Source organism: Polyangiaceae bacterium (assembly GCA_020633235.1).
Taxonomy (GTDB): domain Bacteria; phylum Myxococcota_A; class Polyangia; order Polyangiales; family Polyangiaceae; genus JACKEA01.
Genome location: JACKEA010000012.1, coordinates 53,358 through 72,865, shown reverse-complemented (window position 1 = coordinate 72,865; position 19,508 = coordinate 53,358). Strand labels below are relative to the sequence as shown.

Sequence of the window (19,508 nt, the reverse complement as noted above, 5' to 3'; positions counted from 1 at the left end):
TACACCATCACCCACATAGAGAGCTTCGATGTGAAGCCCGGCAACCCTTCGCAGATCGCCGCCGCCGTGGCCACCGGTCGCGCCGTGTTCGCTAGCTTCAACATCAACACGCCGGTTTGGGGTGAGCGGGGGTCTGCTGGGCCCGACATCCCGAACTACCAGGCTACGGACGGCGCGCACGCCGTTGCGATCGTGGGATACAAGACAACGCCAGGCGGTCTGCGGTTTCTGCTGCACAACAGCTGGGGCGTCGAATGGCGGGACCACGGCTACGCGTGGATCTCGGAAGCGATGGTGCGCCAGCACTTGCTGGACGCCTTCACGCTGGAGGTGAGCGCGCCACTGGGAAACGCGCATGCAGCTCCGAACCCAAATCCGGGACCGCAACCGAAGCCCACGCCAAATCCAGCGGCGTCGGGCTGTCCCACGGGTCAGGCGCGGGACCTGGTGTTCGGCTGGTGCGCTCCGGCGTGCCCCAACGGCGCTCCCCCGGTCGCGATGGTGTGCGCAGCCAGCGGCAGCCAGCCGGCGCCCACTCCCGCGGCGTGCCCCGCTGGGCAGACGCGCGACTGGATCACCGGCTCGTGCACCGTCACCTGCCGCAACGGATTGCCGTCCGCGGCGGGGCTTTGCTTGCCGTAGTGTTGGAACCCGCAGCACCGCACGTTCTTCTGACCGTCAAAGTACGCGCGAGAAGCCAGCTGCGTGACGTATGATGTCTGCGTGGAATTGGAACCCGGGGGACGGGTCGACCGCTACGTGCTGGTGGGTCCGATTGGTGAAGGTGGGCAGGGTAGCGTCTGGCGAGCCGAGGATCCGCTCAACCCGGGAGTTCACCGCGCCTTGAAGCTGGTGCAAGTCACCGGCGCGAGCGCCAACCAGCTCGAGCGGATTCGGCGAGAGGCGCGGGCTCTTGCGAAACTGGATCATCCCTCCCTCGTAGGGTGCCATGCCATGTTCGAGGACCTAGCCAGCGGAGTGCTGGGGCTGGTCCTGGACTTCGTGCAGGGCAGTCCACTCGACGAAGTCTTGGCTGACTCTCGATTCACGGAACGCCACCGGATTCAGGTCCTGCGCCATATCGCAGGCGCGCTGATGTACCTCCACCAGCGCAGCGTGGTGCACCGAGACCTGAAGCTCGAAAACGTTCTGGTTACGGACGACTTCTGGGATTTTCCCGAGAGCGCACAACATACCAAACTCGTCGACTTTGGCATTGCGAAGACGGACGCGAACCATCCCGCACTCACAGCGGAAGGCCACGTCGTGGGGACGCCACCGTACATGGCACCGGAGTTGTTGGACCCCAAGACTTTTGGCGGTGGAATACCTGCACCGCAGTCCGATGTTTTTGCATTTGGTGTGCTCGCTTGGATTCTCTTGTTTGGCATACACCCAAGCGGGCTGGCGCAAGATTCCACGATCTTCGAGTACGCCACCTTCTATCGCAACCACGTGAAGAGCCGAAGCTGGTTAGGGAATACGGGCAGCAACCCGTGGAAGCTCTTCCTCGCGGACAGCCTGGCGCTGGACCCGTCGGCACGGATCCAAAGCGGTCAGACACTTCACCACCGCATCGAGCTTGCTTCGAAGTCGACTTTGTTCCTGTTTGGATCGAAACCTACGCTGGAGCAACGAGAGCGGACTGCGACGGACGAGGCAGAGCAAGCCACGAGCGATTCAGAGCCGCACCGCGTCACGTTGCCTGGTGAACCGCCAGTTCTCAGCCTCTTCACCCCAGAGACACAATCGGCACCGCTCACGCATTCGGCGTCGCTCGAGGCACCAGTGCCTCGTCAGAGCAAGTGGCCTGAACGCCTATTGCTGCTCAGTGTGTTCATGCTTGGCGGGCTAGTCGTGTTGTTCGTGTACGGGACGTCCATCGTCTTCGATCTCGAGGATAAGGATGACGATGTCGCGGCAAGCACCGGCTTCGCCAACTCTGTCCCGCGCGCGGGCGACAATTCCTGGCCAAAGGCGTGTGGGTCGAATGTTCCCGCATGCGACCCGAAGTGCTGTCCGTCGGGACGCAGTTGTGCACCCTTGGCGTGCGACTCAACAATTGACCAGAATTCCCTTTGGAACCTCCGGTTGTGGCAAGTGCGCGTGCCTGACGCGAACGGGCAAGTCGCTTTGTTGATCGATCCAAAAGTCGACGTCTGCGTTGCACCGCGGCGCGACCCATCGCGGGAAGTGTGCATGAACGTCGGCGCATCGCGAACCGCTGCGACCAAGCCGTTGGAGGTTAGCCTTACCGATCTCACCGCGGACGGACTGTCGATCTGGGTTGGAAGACGCGGCGTGCTCGGTGGCGAGGAACTGGGAAGCGTGTCGGACGCGCGCTACCAGTCCCTCAAAGGTGAGGTTCTTTGCAAGGGTCTCGAGTTCCACCAGTTTCCTGGAGGTGGAATTGTGAAGGCCGTTAGGTTCTACCTCGATCCCTTGGACGTGGCGCCATCCAGGGAATGCGCTGACACGGAACCATAGTGGCAGCTGCGCTGGCAGCGGCCACGAGTAGCTCGGTCGCACGGTGCCCATCCCACTCGAGGGCGACGACTGCCATGTCGGCAAAGTCACTCGCAAGGCCGGGGAAAGATGTGCACGCTCCACACGTAGCCCACAGTGCCGCTTCTGAGACCGGTCTTCAGGCAAACCCTCACGTCCTTGTGGCCCGGTCTTCGCAGGATTTCGTCTGGCTGATCCCCGGCGCGCTCCAGTCTCGCCGCTTCCTGGTTGGCGGGTACTATCGCAAGCTCAACGTCATTCTTGTCGACGACCCGGACGTAGCCAGACGAGTCGCCCATCTCGCTGCATAGGTGCAATGGCAAAGTCTGCCTAATCGGCTGTTCGTCGCACGGATCTCCGGACGTGCTGCGCTCATTCCCCGAACTCTTGCAGGCGAGCAGAGCCATCAAGATCACAAGAACCAGACGATTCACTCCGCCACTCTCAATTCTGGCAGGCTGGCTGCGTCTCGCCCAACAAGGATGCATGCATCGAATCATTCCCTCCAAACCTCCAAATCCACCCGCAACTCCGCCACCATCTCCGCCGGCAGTGTCACCAAGCTCAGGCCCTGCTCTTCTCCTTCTTCCTCAACGCCCTCAGCCTGATCCGCCGCGAGCTCGCCGCCGGTGAGCACCTCGAACGTTTGCGCACGCAGCCGCAGTTCCTCGAACATGCGCTCGTCGTACGTCCCAGCCAGATACGGCACGTCCACCTCGAGGTAGCTCGGCGCGTCCAGCCCGGTGCGCACCCGCAAGTCCTGCGCCCGCGCTGCGGCAGATCCAATCCGATCCACACGCCCCGTACGTTGTTCCAGGGTCGCCGGATTCCAGGCAAGGTCGTAATGCACGACGTGGCGGCAATGGCGGTGAAGGTCGATGCCCTCCTGGCCCACCTGCGTGCAGACGAGCACTTCTGGCAAGAGCGGCGTGTTGAACCCGCTGAAGACGCGGTTCCGCGTGTCGAGCTTGGTGTCCCCCGCCACGAGGTACACGCCACTCTGCCCGCGTGCCCGGGTTGCATCGAACAGCGCGCCCCGCGCATCCGTTGGGTCTCCGATGTCTCCGCTGGCGCTGGCCAGATCTTCGAGGAACACGCCGAGCCGGCGCAGCAAGCTCTCGCCACCGGGATACAGCGGCTCACCGATGCGCTGCACCAGGAGCGTGGCCCAAGCTTCGTCTTCGAGCTCGGCTGCTGACGGCAGCAGGCGCACAAGCAGCGACTCTCGCAGCGCAGCGCGGCGCACCGCCTGCATCGCCAGCGCACGGGTTCGGAAATCGGGCGTGCCGTTGGGCCAGGTGAGCGCATCGAGATGTTCGTGAAACAGGCGCTGGTCCTGGTGGTCATCCACGGAATCGTGAAGGTGCCAGCGCTGTAGTGCGACATCGAGGGGCTCGACACCGAGCCACAAGCTCGGTCCGACGAACGCGGTTCGGAGGGCCGACATCTTGTGAACGCGCTGGGCGGCTGCGTCGCGCTCCAACAGCTGCTGTGCCAGCGACGCAACTTGCTCCGCCGTCGGTTTGCCAACGAGGCGATACCGAGAGAGCACCCCCTTCTCGCTGACAAGCGTGCCGGCTTCTTCTTCGTCGTCGGCCTGCATGCCTCCGTACGGCTCCGCCACCCAGCTCTCGTCGGCAACCGCTTCCAGAAGCTTCCGTGCGCGAGACTTTGCGTCCACCAAGGTTCTCAGGCGCCGCGCTTGAGCGCACTCGACAGCGCGCTGCAAGAACACCCTGTCCGGCGTCTTGTCCATGACGTCGACCCCGTAGCGAAACGCGAGCTCGGCCACTTGCCAGTAGTCCTCCTTGCTCGGCTGCAGAGCATCAGGACCAAACGCCTTTCCCTGCGGCGCCCAGAGCGCAGACCACAGCACGCGGTCCAGCACAATGGGGATCAGGTCTCGGTCCTTGCCGGTGAAGCGATTGCGCAAGGCCTGGAGCCCCGTGTCACTTCCGAACGCCTGCTTCTTGCGATTGTCGATGCGCGCTTCGATCGCCTCACCGATCAACCGCGCCAACTGCCGCGCCGTGTTGCTCCGGAATGCAAACAGCAGCGTCTTCTCTCCGCGCTCCCAGCGCGCCACCGTGTCCGCCACCACCGCCGCAAGCTTGGGGTGGCGCGCGTCCGCGTCCTCGGTACCTACCAGTCCCTTGAGCACTTCCACGTACTCTCGCGCGCGCCCGGAGTCTGCCTTCTGGAACTCTTTCCCGTCCGCACTCTGGAACAGCGTCGAGTAGCAACCGGTGAGATTCTGGCCCAGCGCTGCCTTCCCGCGCCCACCCTTGATCTCGGAGGACGCACGCATCAACAAGTAGTGCGGCAGCTCGCCTTCGCCCCGCACATCGATACCCGGGCTCGCGTGTAGCACTCGCGCATCTGGGCGAGCGTTGATGTGCTCGGCGGCCTTGTTCACCTCATCGCCCACGCGCACCAGACGATGCTCCGTGCGCCGGCGATGGCGAACCACCAGCTTCCCGAGCTCCTGACTCAGGTCACGATTGAACGCAAACAGCCGCAGCGCTTGGGTGAAGAACTCCCGCAGAGCAGGGTCAACGCCGCGTGCACCGAGCTCGACCGCGGCGTCCACTTCGCCGAATGCCAAGGCGCCGTGTTGGTCGGCGACCTTGCGAAGTCGTTCTCGCGCTTCAACCAGGTTTGGCTGATTCCACACTTCGAGGATTGCTTGCGGACCGATGCTGGTCGGAATCCGTGCCCAGGCCTGCGCAAAGCGCTTGCTCGCCCGACTGGACTCGTCGAGCACGGTTCTGATGTCCTTCTCACGGAACATCCGCAAGCGCTCACAGCGGTCTTCCGGAATGTCCATGTCATCCGAAGCCTTTAGGATCTCGAGCATCTCGTCGGGCCGCAGCTGAAACGGCGTTGCCGTGAGCAAGAGCAAGCGGCGCGCTCGGGGCGCAATCCACCTGGCAAACTCTCTGTAGTTGTTCGAGCCCTTGCTAGGGCCGTTCTTCCAGTTGTGCGCTTCGTCCACGATTACGAGCGGAATCGCCCGGGTCAGTCGCGCGATGACCGCTTCCTTGTAGATCTCCACGGCCTTCTTGCGAATGTCCACGAGTAGCGCCTCGCGATTGTGCTTGTACGGCGTCGCGCACTCTCGGCACGCCTCCAATAGCGGTTCGCCGCGCTCCCCACCGAGCTCGCTCTCGATGTGCTTCACCAGCGGGGCAAGCTCGAGCGGAATCTGCTCCTGTAGTTCGTCTAGCTGCCCGAACCCGCGCGGATCCGCTGGCCACTGCCACTTCTCTCCTCCACGGAGCAGCCGCTCTCGCGCATCCAGCCTGAAGGCATTCGCCCACACACGGAATGCCGTCGCCAACACCAACCGCGCCTTCGCATCGAAGTTTCGCACCTTGCCCGCAAGCGCCGACGTCTTTGCCACCACGACCTCTGGCCCATTGCGCTGGCACAGCGCTGCGACCAGTTCGTCCAGCCGTTCCACTTCAACGCGTCGAAATCGCGAGCTCACCTCCGTGCGCTTGTCTTCTGGAACGCAACGCTTCACGAACTCCTTCACCTCTTTGTTCCACTTCCGAAACAAGGCGTCATTGTTCGGGACGAGCACCAGCACGTGCACGCTCGCGTTCTTCTGCTCCTCCGGGTCCTCGCGCCGCGCCTCTAGCATCGCGAACGCCGTAGCCAGCGCCACGAACGTCTTGCCCATGCCCACTTCGTCCGCCACTACCTGGAGCTCGTATTGCTCCTCTTCCTTGTCGGTGTAGAAGCGGTCGAGCAAGTGCTGCACCGTGGCCTGCTGCCGGTCCACATCGCGTTGGTCCTTCATCCGCACACGGTCCGCGCCCAGATTCACGAGCGGCGATGCTTTCACGGCGCACCTCCCCCAATCACGCTCTCGTACTTCGAGAACGCTGCTTGCGGAGAGAACGCCTCCGCATCCCTCGCTTTCACTCGGGCCAAGTACTCTCGTACCCGCGTGATCGCTCGTTGATAGACCTCGCGGAAGTCCTCCTCGGCAGCGGCCGATGCCGCGTCTTCGAGCACGCGGAGGAGCTCCACCAGTTGGAACGCCGCTGCCACCGCAGACTTTCCACCGTGCTCCGCCGCCTCACAAATGGCGCGAGCCAGTCCCACCGGCCCCACTTGTCCGAGCAGCGCAAACTCGAGTGCCGCGCGGGAGCGCCCCACACTCGTAATCTCCGCACGAATCCCCGGCAGCGCCTGAACGAACTCGCGCACCTGGTAGGAAAGGATCTGCGACGTATCCACCCCACTCTCCTCGAGCCCACGCGGCCCGACGTGCAGTCGCTGCGCCGCTTCCCCGGGCGGTGGATACAGATCTTCGAAGTCTACCTTGCCCTGAAAGTACGCGATCAGCGCTGCTTCACCAGGACGGCCAGCCCCGGGTGCGATGGGCAACCGCAGTCGTGCCTCACCGGCGGCAACGTTCACGGGGTAGTGCGCCGAACGCCCGGATTCGACCTCGGTGATCAGCACTTCCCTTTCATGCATGATTTGTTGGAGCGCCGCGGAACCCAGCGCGGCACGCACTTCCGCACCCGCACTGCCGCCCGCTTCCAGTAGCTGAACGCTAGCGCTCGCGGCGTCGCCCACGGTCGCAACAGCAAAGCGCGGCGCGCTCTGGTCCGCGCGTACGACCAAGAGCAAGCGATCTGGATCGTCCGGATCCGGCTCCAAATCCGCGCCGAGCAAGTAGCTGGGCCAGAACGCGGCCTCCTCTTCTTCCGCTGGCGCGCTGTCGTTCAGGAGCTGACCCGGCCGGATCTCCTCGCCCTGGCCAGTGGTCTCCGGCACCAGCTCCCGGAGCTGCTTCGGGGAGCCGGTGAGCACCCAGCCAAGCTCGATGTTCCCGGGCACCCCAATGCCCCAGCCAGCGCGGGTGAAGTTCCCGGAGCCAGCGTAGGCGAGCGCGCGCTCGCCGCCCTCCAAGATCACCACCTTCGCATGCAGCGCGCGGGCCTTGTTCAACTCGACCTTCATGTCGAGGTCGTTCTGATCCACCGTGGGGTCCACTGCGTGCGCCGTGACCTTCACGCCGCCCAATCCTGAGCTCAACGCGAACCCGGCAGGGTACGCGATGGCATGTCCGCCTTCCGCCAAGGCCGCCGCGTCCAGGTACAGCTCCACGTCACACTGAGGAGCGAGCTTGCCCGCATCGCGTAGCAGCGCAACGAAGCGCACCAGCGGCGCACGGTCGGTCCCATCCTCCGCCCAGAACGGGCTGACGATGCGAATGCGCTCTACGGGGCCTGGACCCGACCACCGCTGGACCATGTCTTGCGCAAGCGATTCGGCGCCCCCGCTCCACACCAGGTCGTGTTGTGGCTTGGACTTTGGATGCCAGCGTCGCACCGCTTCCGCGATCGCAGCGAAGCCCTCGACTACGTCCTGAGCACCGCGCTCCCGGAGCACGACTAGGGCGTCGACAGCGCTCTTCAGCACAGTTGCGATACTGCCCGCGTCCGCCTCGGAATCGTCGCGTGTTTCCAGCACACCGGCGACCTCTCGGTTCAGGCGAAAGCCACCGGGCGTGAGATTGGCAGAGCCCACACTCACCCGCACGCCGTGCTCGTACTGCACGGCGAGCAGCTTCGCGTGCAACCGCCGGCCCCGGAGTGTGACGGGGCGAAGGGTAGTGCGCAGTGACGGCCGCCCCTGGTAGCCGGCCGCGTCCATCGCAACGGCGACTAAATCGCACTGCTGCAGCCGGCGCTGGAGCTCCGTCCGCGCCTTGAACGCATGGTCTTCCGCGTTGGGCACACCCAACACATTCGGCAGGAAGTCGTGCTCGAAGAAGTCCGCTTCCAGGTTGTGCGTCGTAGCGACGATGCGGCGCACATCGCCCAGCCCTTTCACGTCGAAGCGGAAGCGATCGATGAGGCGGCGATCCGCTGCGTTCCCTCGATTCACGACACACCTCCGACAGCTCGCACGAAGTTACGCGCAGCCCAGGTGCGCCAGGCGTGGGGCAGAACCTCCTGCGCGTCGACAATGGGCGCAGCACTCGCTCCGGCGAGGTTCGAGGAGATCACGAGCTTGTCGGCCTGCCGTTCGATCCAAGGGAGCTTCCGTCGCCCGCGATCGAGCTTGCTGTGCTGCACCTCGCGATGCCGGAACAGGACGGCATCCATGAACTCGGTGGCGGAACCTGCGCGCCCCGCAGTCCCAGCGAACTTGACGACGTCCGTCAGGCGGCGCGCCGTGTCGTTCAGGCCAAGTTGGAGTAGCTCTTCTCGCCGTTGCTCGAGCGTAGGCAAGCCGGCCGCCACGTTGCTCCACGCGCGCTCCAACCCTCTGTCCGCACCAAGCGCTGCAACGTCAACCGTGTCGCCTGCGCCGTGCGTTACGTGCAAGAGCCGCTCCAGCCCGACAACGCTCCAGCGATACACGTGCTCGAACGCCAGTATGGTTTGGAGCACACCACGCAGAACGCCGTGCTCGCCCTGAGCGCCGTTTCCCAGCGCGCCGCGATCGAGCGCCGCCAGGCAGCGCTCGATCATCTCCACTTCCCCCGGCTCCGCGCGCTCCGCTGACGCATCGGCTCTAACATCCGCGCTCATCACGCTTTCCATCAGCTGTAGCGAAAGGTGTCGTCGCGCGTTGGAGCACAAGCCGTCCCGGAGGGCGCGAGCCACCGGCTCCGACAGCTCCATGCCTGGCCGCGCCCGCTCACCCCAGCGCGCCAACTCGCCCAGCGGCAACGTTGCGGCCTCATCGACAGCCAACTTCGCAATCCGCCTTCGGAGCGGCGGCTCGGGCAGCGTGTCTGCGAGGAATGCCTCGCCCAAGTCCACACCAATGGACGGCGTCAGGGTGAAATCCGCCTTGTCCAGCAAGCGCAAGCGATCGGCCACACCGCCGTAGATGCCCAGCATTCCATAGGTGTATTGGCGCGAAAGAAGGGGCCAGCGGGTTCCGGCGTCTCGCCGACCATCCCGGTGGATGCGCTGTAGCTCTTTCTTGACATAGCTCACGCCTCGCAACCCGGAGAGCTCGGCATCCAAGCTCCCGTCGCCCGCTTCCGGGTCGATCGAGAGCGCGCACCCGATCGCCCACGCGCGTTCTAGTCGCTCCGCCGCAGCAACCCGCACGAGCCGTCGTTTCGCGGGCGGCAATGTCTCGAGCTGACTGCCCAACTCATGGTCTGCAAGACGCAACGCCCCGCACAGCAAAGCCAGGTAGGCCGGCTCAGACGCGACACCCGTGAGCCCCGGCAACAGCTCGTCCGCCAACCCGTTGAAACCAGAGCCAAAACCAAGCGGATCCAGGCTACCCCCAGGCACATCCGTCGGGTCATACGCAGTCAGAAACACCGGCAACGGCACCACAGACATCGCCACCTCCCGCATGCTCGCAGAGCACGCTCAGCATGGAGAATGCCAAAGGATGGCCGACCACTGCAAGCACCCTGTGGGGTGAGTGCTGCGGATGCGACCAGAACCGTCGTGTTTCGCCAACCTCGCATTGGCGCGCGAAAGCGCACTTCATTCGGACCCCGTTCGACTTCAGGAACCCATGTGGGCCACCGAGGCCGGATGCGTCCCAGCTCGTCGCATCCGGGCTCGCAGGGATTCTGTGGAACTGGGACCCATGATAGCTTCGACTCTATGGGGGCCGTTCAGCCGTCCACACTCTCGGTGCTGTCCGTGCTCACGAAGGCGCGCTTGGTGGAGCTTGGGCGCACACTGGGCACCGGCATCCCGCTGGACACGACGAAGGAGCAGCAGATCGCGGCGCTTCAGCGCGCCGGCGCTCCGGACCTGCCGAAGCTGCTCGGCTTTCTCGGCCGCGACGAGCTGCGCGCGGTGTGCCGCGCGCACGACTTGGACGACTCGGGTCGCGCACGCGCCACCCTCGCTGATCGCATCCTTCGCCTCTACAAGCCCGGGCACAGCGCGCCGCCGCCGCCAGAGTCGGAGCGGTCGCGGGAGCTCGGGGCGCCGCCACACAAGGGCGACCTCGCCCTGGTGCGGATGCGGCATTACCTCGTGGAGGACGTCGTGCCGCCGCCGGACGAAGGGCAGGCGACGCTCGTCAGGCTGGTGTGCCTGGATGACGACAACCAGGGACGCCGGCTCGAGGTGCTCTGGGAGCTCGAGCTCGGGGCGCGCGTGCTGGAGCCGGAAGTGCACGGGCTGGGCAAACCGCAGCATTTCGATCCGCCGCGGCATTTCTCCGCGTACCTGCACGCGGTGAAGTGGAACAGCGTCACGGCGACGGATGCGCGGCTGTTTCAGGCGCCGCTCAGGGCTGGCATCCAGATCATGAATCACCAGCTCACACCGCTGAAGAAAGCGCTCGCGCTGCCCCGCGCGAACCTCTTCATCGCGGATGACGTGGGCGTGGGAAAGACCATCGAAGCCGGCCTGGTGCTGCAAGAGCTGCTGCTCCGGCACCAGGTTGCGTGGTCGCTCATCGTGTGTCCGGCTTCCGTGGCGCTGCAGTGGCGGGACGAGATGGAAAAGCGCTTCGGCCTCCATTTCGAGATATACAACCGCGCGTTCGTCGCGCGACGCCACCAAGAGCGCGGCTTCGCCGTCAACCCGTGGAGCACCCACACGCGCTTCATCATCAGCTATCCCTTGCTGCGCCGGCCGGAGTACCGCGATCCCCTGCTCCAGCACCTGGGCGAGCGCGTGAAGAAGAGCTTGCTCATCCTGGACGAAGCGCACACTGCTGCGCCGGCTACCGCATCGAAGTACGCCGTGGACTCCCGCATCACGCGAGTGATTCGAGATGTTGCGCCGCGGTTCGAAAATCGTCTGTTCCTTTCCGCTACGCCGCACAACGGCCACTCGAACAGCTTTAGCGCGCTCTTGGAGCTGCTGGATCCTCAGCGATTCACCCGCGGCGTACCCATCAGCGGCCCGGATCAACTCGATGCGGTGATGGTGCGGCGCCTGAAAGAAGATCTGCGCCAGATCGACAGCGGCACCTATCCCAGGCGGCGCGTGGTGCGGTTGGACCTGAGCTACGAAGGAGCTGGCGACGGCGAAGGCTTCGGAACGTGGCACGCGCTGGCGGCTGGTGACGGGGAGCGCGCCGGACCAACAAAAGAAATCGGACAGAGCACGGATGCGGAGCTGGTCCTGTCGGACCTGCTCGCGAAGTACACCAAGCTGCAAAAGCCGAAACGCGGGCGCGCGAAGCTGGTGTTAATCAACCTCCAGAAGCGGCTGCTGTCCAGCGTGGAGGCGTTCTATCGCACGCTGCGGCGTCACGCGGAGACTGCGGAGGCCCAGCTCGAAGGCGCGGCCAAGCGGGAGAGCGCCCAGGCCGACCTGTTCGCGGCGGCGGAGAGTCCTGAGCCGCCGAGCGCGAATGGCAGCGACGACGACGAGTACGGCGCCGATGATGATGCGGAGGACGAAGCCGAAGCCGAAGCGGCAGCCCGCCACACCGAAGCGCTGCCGAAGCCGAGCGCGGAAGCGCTGGAGCTCTTGCGGCGGATGTTGAGCCTGGCGGAGCAGAACCGCAGTGCGCCGGACGCGAAGGTGTTGGCGCTGCTCGACTGGATGCGGGAGCACCAGTGCTCGGCGATGGGTGCGCCGCACGATGAGCGCAAGGGCGCGAAGTGGTCGGATACGCGGGTCATCATCTTCACGGAGTACGGCGATACCAAGCGCTACCTGCTGAACCTGCTGACCGCCGCGTGCGAAGGGACGCCGCGGGGCGACGAGCGCGTGGTGCAGCTCCACGGCGGAATGAGCGATGAGTCGCGCGAGGCGGTTCAGCGCGCGTTCCTGGCGCCGCCCGGCGAGCATCCGGCGCGCATCTTGATCGCGACGGACGCGGCGCGCGAGGGCATCAACCTGCAGGCGCACTGCGCCGACCTGTTCCACTTCGACATTCCCTGGAACCCGGCGCGCATGGAGCAACGCAACGGGCGCATCGACCGCGCGCTTCAACCGGCACCGGAGGTGCGCTGCCATTACTTCGTGTACACCCAGCGGCACGAAGACCGCGTGCTGGACACGCTGGTGCACAAAGTGGCGGTGATCCAGCGCGAGCTCGGCTCCCTGTCCGCGGTGGTGATGGACCGGCTGGGGGATACCCTGGGCGACGGCATCCAGGAAGGAAGCGCGGATGCCATCGAGCGCGCGGGCGCGGACTCCGCGGCGGAGGTGACCACCAAGCGAGAGCTGGAAGCGATGCGCAGCGACGAGAGCGCGCTCAGGTTGGACAACGAGGACAACGGCAAGGCCCTGAACCGCAGCCGGGATCAGCTCGAGTTCCGGCCGGAGCTCTTGCGGGACGCCCTGGACGTGGGCTGCACGCTCTCCGGCAGCGGACCGCTGCAGGCGGCCCCGGATGCGCCAGCTCACACGAGCGGCGGCAAGCCGCTGGCGGTGTTTCGCGTGCCGACGCTGTCCGCGAGCTGGGCGCCCACGCTCGATTCGCTGCGGCCGCCGCGGGAGCGCGACGAGGCGTTCTGGGAGTGGCGCAAGCGCGAACCGCTGCCGGTGGTGTTCGCGCCGACGGATCGCATGACCAGCGAGCTCGGGCAGCTTCACCTGGAGCATCCCTTCGTGAAGCGGGTGCTGTCGCGGTTTCTGGCGCAGGGCTACTCGGCGCACGATCTGTCGCGGGTGACCATCGTGCGCAACGACCAGGACTCGCTGGTGCGGGTGATCGCCTTCGGACGCCTGTCCCTGTTCGGGCCGGGCGCCGCGCGGCTGCACGACCAGCTCGTGAGCGTGGCGGCTCAGTGGCGAGACACGGAAACCTCCGATCGGCTGAAGCCTTTCGCCGACAAGGCCGACCGCCGCGCGCTGGAGCAGCTCGAATCCCTGCTGGCCGAGTCACCGTCGCTGGAGGGAGTTTCCGAGTCGGTCCAACACAAGCTGCTGGCTCGCGCAGCGGACGACTTCCGCGCCCTGTTCAAGCACGTGCAGGCCGAGGCGGACGCGGTGGAGCACGACGCCCGTCAGAAGCTGGCCGCGCGGGCCGCGGTGGAGTCCGAGGCGCTGCGGAAGATCCTGAAGGCCCAGCGCGAGCGCATCGAGAAGACCATCCAGGAGAACCGCCAGCAGGCGTTGCAGTTCAGCGACACCGAGCGGGAGCAGCGCGAGCAGTTCGAGCAGGACCGCAAGCACATGGAAGCGCGGCTGGATCGCATCGCGAAGGAGATCGAAACGGAGCCGCGCGAGATCGAAACCCTGTACCAGATCGAAGCCCGCCGGGTGGAGCCGGTGGGTCTGGTCTACCTGTGGCCGACGACGCGGTAGGCCGACGAGCGTCATGAGCGATATCGAGACCCGCTTCCACGAGACCTGGCTCGGCATGGTCCAGCCCATCGAAGGGTTGGTGGTGAGCGTGCCGGTGCTGGTGGATGCGCAGTGCATGGCGCGGCAGTCGCCGGCGGCGCAGCGCACCCTGCGGGAGCTCACGCTGGCAGTCGAGCGGAAGGACGCCTCGGGGGCTCGCACGCGCAAGAAGGCCGACGAGGACGATACGGCACCGCGGCGCATCGCAGATCTCGAGCGTTTCTTCCAGGAGGTGCTGGAGCTCACGCCGGATCTGTTCGATCGCGAGGGCGCGCTGCCGGAGGACTTGAGCCTGTACGTGCCGGAAGGCCGGCAGACCTTGCGCCCGACGTTGGGCCTACGCCGTCTGCATGCGGAGCAGGACGAGCCGGCTGGCGACAGCACGCCCGCGGCCCAAGCGGGTGCGCGGTACGTGGCCTTGGTGTGGGAGCTGCCCGCCGGGCTCGAGTTGGACAAGCCGGAGACGACGACCGGGCCGTGGGACTACCCGCCCAGCGCGAAGTTCGATCGCTTGCTGCGGCACTGCCGAGTCCCGATCGGGCTCCTGACCAATCGGGACGTGGTGCGCCTGGTGTACGCGCCGCACGGCGAGTCCAGCGGTGCGATCACCTTCGACGTGACGGCGATGGCGAGCGTGGGGGGCCGCCCCATCTTCGACGCCTTCGTGATGCTGCTTTCCGCCTCCAGGTTTTTTGGTGTGGCGCGGAACCGCCAGCTCCCGGAGCTGCTGCGCCAGAGCCGTGAACGGCAAGCGGACGTCACCAGCGAGCTCGCGGACCAGGTGTTCGAGGCACTGGAGATCTTGCTGGCGGGCTTCGAAGCGGCCGCGGAGCGCGATGGCGACCGCCGGCTTCGCGATGCGCTGGAGCAAGACGCGGACGGGCTCTACGGCGGCCTGCTCACGGTGCTGCTGCGGCTGGTGTTCGTGCTGTACGCGGAAGACCGCGGCCTGCTTCCGGTCGATAGCGACCACTACTCCGAGCATCTGTCGGTGCTGGAGCTGTTCGACGAGCTTCTGGAAGACCGCGGCGCCTACCCCGACAGTATGAGCCGGCGGTTTGGTGCGTGGCCGCGGTTGCTCGCGCTGTTCCGCGCGATCTACCTCGGCGTGCAGCACGGCGAGCTGCACATGCCGCCGCGGCGGGGCGAGCTGTTCGACCCGAACCGCTACTCCTTCCTCGAAGGCTGGGGTCCGGCGGGCTCCGCGCCGATCGTGCAGGCCTCCGCCCGCGCGGGAGTGCGCGTCCCGAGCATCGACGACGACACGGTGTACCGGGTGCTGGAGAAGCTCCTGATCTTGAAGGGCCAGCGCCTGAGCTACCGCGCCCTGGACGTAGAGCAGATCGGCAGCGTGTACGAAGCGTTGATGGGCTACCACGTGCTGCGGCTGGACTCGCCCGCGGTACGCATCGGCCCGGCCGGCGTGTGGCTGACGGCCGGAGAAGTCCTGGCGGAGTCTCCAGCCCGCCGAGAGAAGCACATCAAGGAGCTCACGGGCCTGAGCAAGGCGCAGAGCAAGAAGATTGCCGCCGCGCTCAAGGGAACGACCACGGACGCGGACGCCTTCACCGAGCTACAGGAATTTCGGTCCAGGAAGACCGAGCCCGCTCCCGCCGGTCGCCTGGTCCTCCAGCCCGGCAGCGAGCGCCGCCGAACGAGCAGCCACTACACGCCCCGCAGTCTTACCGAACCGATCGTCGAGAAGACCCTCGCGCCGCTGATCGCGACCATCGCGCGCAGCTCCGGCAAGGACGCGGCGCCCAGCGATCTGATCTTGGAGCTGAAGATCTGCGATCCGGCGATGGGTTCCGGCGCGTTCCTGGTGGCGGCGTGCCGCTATCTGGCGGACCAGCTCGTGGCGGCGTGGACGCGCGAAGGCAGGCTCGACAAGATCGCCAGCACGACGGGTGATGTCACAGCTCATGCGCGGCGTCTCGTCGCTCAGCGTTGCCTGTACGGCGTGGACAAGAACGCGTTTGCCGTGGGTCTCGCGAAGCTATCGCTCTGGCTCGTCACGCTGGCCAAGGACGACCCTTTCACGTTCGTGGACCACGCCCTCCGCCATGGCGATTCCCTGGTGGGTCTGAGCTTGGACCAGATCCGCGCGTTCCACTGGAAGCCGAAGGGCCAGCTCGAGCTGTTCACGAAAGAGATCGACGCAGCGCTGGACGAAGGCGTCGCGCTGCGCCGGCAGATCCTGGAGCGGGCCGACGACGACACACCGGCGGCAGCCCGCGAGAAGGAGCGCTTGCTGTGGGACGCCGAAGACGCCCTCGACCGCGTGCGCTTGATCGGCGACGTGTGCGTTGGCGCGTTCTTCGCGGAACAGAAAGACAAGGCGCGTGAGAAGGAACGTAACCGCCGACTCGACCTTGTGAACGCGTGGTTGCGCGACGGCGGTCTGCCGACGGAGGAGCTGCGAGAGCTTCAGGCGGAGATTCGCGCACGACTGCCAGTGCTGCACTGGCACATCGAGCTGCCGGAGGTGTTCTACGAGGAGCGGCCCGATCCGTTAGAGGGCGGGGCCGTGAACGGGGCGGCGTATCTGGACGCGTTCGTCGGAAATCCGCCTTTCCTCGGTGGGAAGCGCATCTCGACCGAGCACGGTGACAGCTACGCCGACTGGCTGATTGCCCTTCACTCAGCGGGAAAGAACGGAGACCTCAGCGCGCACTTCTTCCGACGTGCAGACTCACTCCTAGGCGCGCACGGCACTGTGGGGCTGATCGGCACCAACACGATCGCGCAAGGCGACACTCGCGCAACGGGCCTCCAGTGGCTGGTGCGGCACGGGCACCAGATCTACGATGCTACCCGAAGCATGCTCTGGCCGGGGGACGCGGCAGTGGCCGTCGCAGTGGTGCACACCGGGAAGGGCGATGTTCTCGCCGTCGCTCCGGATGTCCATCTCGACGGGAAAGAAGAGGAAGCTATCAACTCCCGATTGCGCGGCAAGCCAGAACGCGACGACCCGCTGCCGTTGCGAACAAACGCGGACTGCGCATTCGTGGGAAGCTACGTGTTGGGCATGGGCTTCACGCTCACGCCGGAGGAGCGAGACACGCTCGTGCAACGCGCCGCGCGCAATGCGGAGCGGATTTTCCCGTACTTGGGCGGCGAGGAAGTGAACTCCAGCCCTACGCAAACCTTTGATCGGTACGTAATTAACTTTGGCGCTGTCACGCTTGCGGAGGCCAAGGAGTGGCCGGACCTCATCGAGATCGTTGAGCGCCGAGTGAAACCGGAGCGAGACAAGGTCAAGCGTGAGGCGCATCGCAAGTACTGGTGGCACTACGGCGACAAGCGGCCTGCACTCTACGCGGCGCTCGCAGGCCTGCCGCGGTGCCTGGTCAACTCCCAGGTCTCAAAACACCTTGTTCTCGCGTTCCAGCCTGTGGATCGCGTCTTTGGCCATACTCTCTATGTGTATCCGCTGCCCAACTACTCGGGGTTCGCCGGCCTCCAATCCCGCATCCACGAATTCTGGGCTCGCCTCCTCGCGTCGTCCCTTGAGGATCGACTTAGGTACAGCGCCAGCGACTGCTTCGAGACCTTCCCGTTTCCCGTCGCAGATCCTCGCACTGTCCTTCCCGAACTCGAAACCGCTGGCGAACGCCTCTACACCGCCCGAGCCGACTTCATGGTCCGCACCAACCAGGGCCTCACTCAAACGTACAACCTGCTGAAGAACCCAACCTGCACGGACGCCGCGATCATCGAGCTCCGCAAGTTGCACGAGGACCTCGACCGCGCGGTTCTTGCCGCCTACGGCTGGGACGATGTCGAGGTCCCGGCCTACTGCGGCGCGCCACCGTCAGAGCTCGAGCGCTTCGAAGACGAAGTCATCGACCGCCTGTTCGTCCTCAACGCCCAGCGCGCGGAAGAGGAACGGATTGCGGGCAAGAGGAGCCGCGGGAGATGATGCCGTGCCAGGCGTCCATGTCCCCCGGCCAGTTGTTGCTTGGCGGGTCGGCGGCGAACCGCGCCACAACGTATCGAAAGAGCCGCTCTTGACCACCGCGACTCTTCATCTTGGACGGCTCGCCATCCCCGGAATTCTTGCGATCTTGGCCGGCGTGTCGCTACTTGCCCCCGGCGGACACTTTTTTGCAGCAATCAGCTCCATTGACTTCAAAGTGGCGTCGCCCTTGTTCGGGCTGGCGCTGGTCATCGGAGCCATGTACTTGCTCGCCGATGCGCGGGAACGTTTTTCGATCAGCTTCTCCTGGGAAGACGTGCACGACACGATTCACTCGACATTGCTCGAATCGGTCAGAGAGCGACGGCAGCTGACCGAAGAAGAAGAAGAGTTTCTGCTCCAGAACCGACGACTGCTCAACGTGTTCTATCGCCTCATCGACAACGATCTGAGTCTGAAGGCTCGCCAAGATAGCATTCGCCTCAACGGCTTGATTGTAACCAGCGCCGCGGACCTCGCGATAGTGAGCATCACCGCAACGATCCTGCATTTTCTGGCGGCGCTCTTTGAATTGCACGATGGACACGCGTTCTGGATAGCTGGATGTGTCGCATGCTGGGTGCTTTGCGAGGCGATTCTGATACCGGCAGCACTGAATAGGCATCGGAGGCTAGCGAGTGAGCAACTTGCGTACATTGCCGACAATCTACCCGTCGAACTCGACTCGAAAGTCGCGACTGCGCTGCAGAGACTGCAGTCCCACTCCCAGCCGGCGGGCAATCCGCGGGATGGAGAGGGTGAGCCGCGAGTATCTGAGGAGCGATGAGCCCTGGTACGTTGGCTTCAGCGGCGGCAAGGACTCGACCGCCGTGCTGAAGCTGGTGTACTCGGCGATGAAGCGCAGCCCGAGACATGAGCGGCAGGTTGTCGTCGTGTACTGCGATACCGGAGTAGAAATCCCGCCCATTGCTCAACATGTGCGTCGCACGCTCGCGAAGCTGCGGGCCGAAGCGAGCGGTGACTCATTGAACCTCCGCGTGCGGGTTGCCCGGCCACCGCGACACGATTCTTTTTTCGTGAAGATCATTGGTCGCGGGTATCCGCCACCGACCAACAAGTTCAGGTGGTGCACGGACAGATTGCGTATCAACCCCGTGACGCGCGTGCTCCGTAGCTGCGATAACGGTGCAGGTACTGTCGTCTTGGGAACGCGTCGGGGAGAGAGTGTCGAGCGCGACAAGGTGCTTGCGCGACACCAGCTCAGGAGCCGATACTTCTATTCACAGGGGCGAGCGGCGCGACGAGTCATTTTCGCACCAGTCGCAGACTTTACGACCCACGACATTTGGTCTTGCGTGCTGGGACTGGATCGACCACGCGCCGTGGACGCGGAGACTCTGGCAGGGTTGTATCGAGACGCGGACGGCGAGTGTCCGATGGTTCGGGACGAACATGGGCCACCATGCGGAGCAGGCCGCTTTGGCTGCTGGACCTGCACGGTCATTCGCAGGGACCGATCGGTGGGAAGTCTAATACGAGAAGGATACGAATCGCTAAGGCCTCTCCGCGACTTCCGAGACTGGTTGAGTCAATTCCGTGAGGATCCGCGGAACCGGTGTCGGTATCGACGAAACGGCCAGAAGGGGATGGGGCCCTTCACTTTGGCAGCGCGGAAGAAAATACTCGCCAGACTCAGACAAGTTGAGCGGAGTGTTCCGTGGCGTCTGCTGCCGGCCGGAGACGTAAAGCTGATCCATGAGTTGTGGGCTCAGGACCGAGCATGCCCAGAGTATCGCGAATAGCTGACGGTAGGCGGA

At 65.1% G+C, this 19,508-nt stretch carries 9 protein-coding genes; 6 read left to right on the top strand and 3 right to left on the bottom strand.

All coding sequences use genetic code 11. From position 1 onward, the window contains the following. Window positions 1-30: 30 nt before the first annotated feature. Together H6717_41820 and H6717_41815 are read left to right on the top strand one after the other, a co-directional pair. Window positions 31-642, top strand: coding sequence for a hypothetical protein (locus tag H6717_41820; GenBank protein ID MCB9583646.1), 612 nt, complete (start codon window positions 31-33; stop codon window positions 640-642). 81 nt (window positions 643-723) lie between these two features. Further along, window positions 724-2,487 (top strand): serine/threonine protein kinase, encoded by a 1,764-nt coding sequence (locus H6717_41815; GenBank protein ID MCB9583645.1) that lies wholly within the window; start codon window positions 724-726, stop codon window positions 2,485-2,487. Between the two features lie 514 nt (window positions 2,488-3,001). Here the strand turns inward: H6717_41815 and H6717_41810 are convergent. From H6717_41810 to H6717_41800, 3 genes are read right to left on the bottom strand one after another with little or no spacing between them, the layout of a single operon-like run. Beyond that, window positions 3,002-6,355, bottom strand: a complete 3,354-nt coding sequence (locus H6717_41810) for a DEAD/DEAH box helicase (protein ID MCB9583644.1) — start codon at window positions 6,353-6,355, stop codon at window positions 3,002-3,004. Beyond that, complete coding sequence (locus H6717_41805) at window positions 6,352-8,415, bottom strand: hypothetical protein (protein ID MCB9583643.1); 2,064 nt, start codon at window positions 8,413-8,415, stop codon at window positions 6,352-6,354. Before H6717_41805 ends, H6717_41810 begins: the two co-directional genes overlap by 4 nt. Next, window positions 8,412-9,845 carry a hypothetical protein gene (locus H6717_41800; protein MCB9583642.1) on the bottom strand — a complete coding sequence of 478 codons (1,434 nt, stop codon included), beginning with the start codon at window positions 9,843-9,845 and terminating at the stop codon, window positions 8,412-8,414. Before H6717_41800 ends, H6717_41805 begins: the two co-directional genes overlap by 4 nt. Window positions 9,846-10,478: 633 nt before the next feature. On the opposite strand from H6717_41800, the gene H6717_41795 reads away from it, so the two are divergent. The 4 genes from H6717_41795 (at window position 10,479) to H6717_41780 (ending at window position 19,493) form a co-directional block, all read left to right on the top strand. Continuing rightward, window positions 10,479-13,733 carry a hypothetical protein gene (locus H6717_41795; protein MCB9583641.1) on the top strand — a complete coding sequence of 1,085 codons (3,255 nt, stop codon included), beginning with the start codon at window positions 10,479-10,481 and terminating at the stop codon, window positions 13,731-13,733. A gap of 55 nt (window positions 13,734-13,788) precedes the next feature. Beyond that, window positions 13,789-17,694: a hypothetical protein gene (locus H6717_41790; GenBank protein MCB9583640.1), complete on the top strand. Its 3,906-nt coding sequence runs from the start codon at window positions 13,789-13,791 to the stop codon at window positions 17,692-17,694. A gap of 88 nt (window positions 17,695-17,782) precedes the next feature. After that, complete coding sequence (locus tag H6717_41785; protein ID MCB9583639.1) at window positions 17,783-18,517, top strand: hypothetical protein; 735 nt, start codon at window positions 17,783-17,785, stop codon at window positions 18,515-18,517. A 43-nt stretch (window positions 18,518-18,560) separates the two neighbouring features. Then, window positions 18,561-19,493, top strand: coding sequence for a phosphoadenosine phosphosulfate reductase (locus tag H6717_41780; protein MCB9583638.1), 933 nt, complete (start codon window positions 18,561-18,563; stop codon window positions 19,491-19,493). Window positions 19,494-19,508 lie beyond the last annotated feature (15 nt).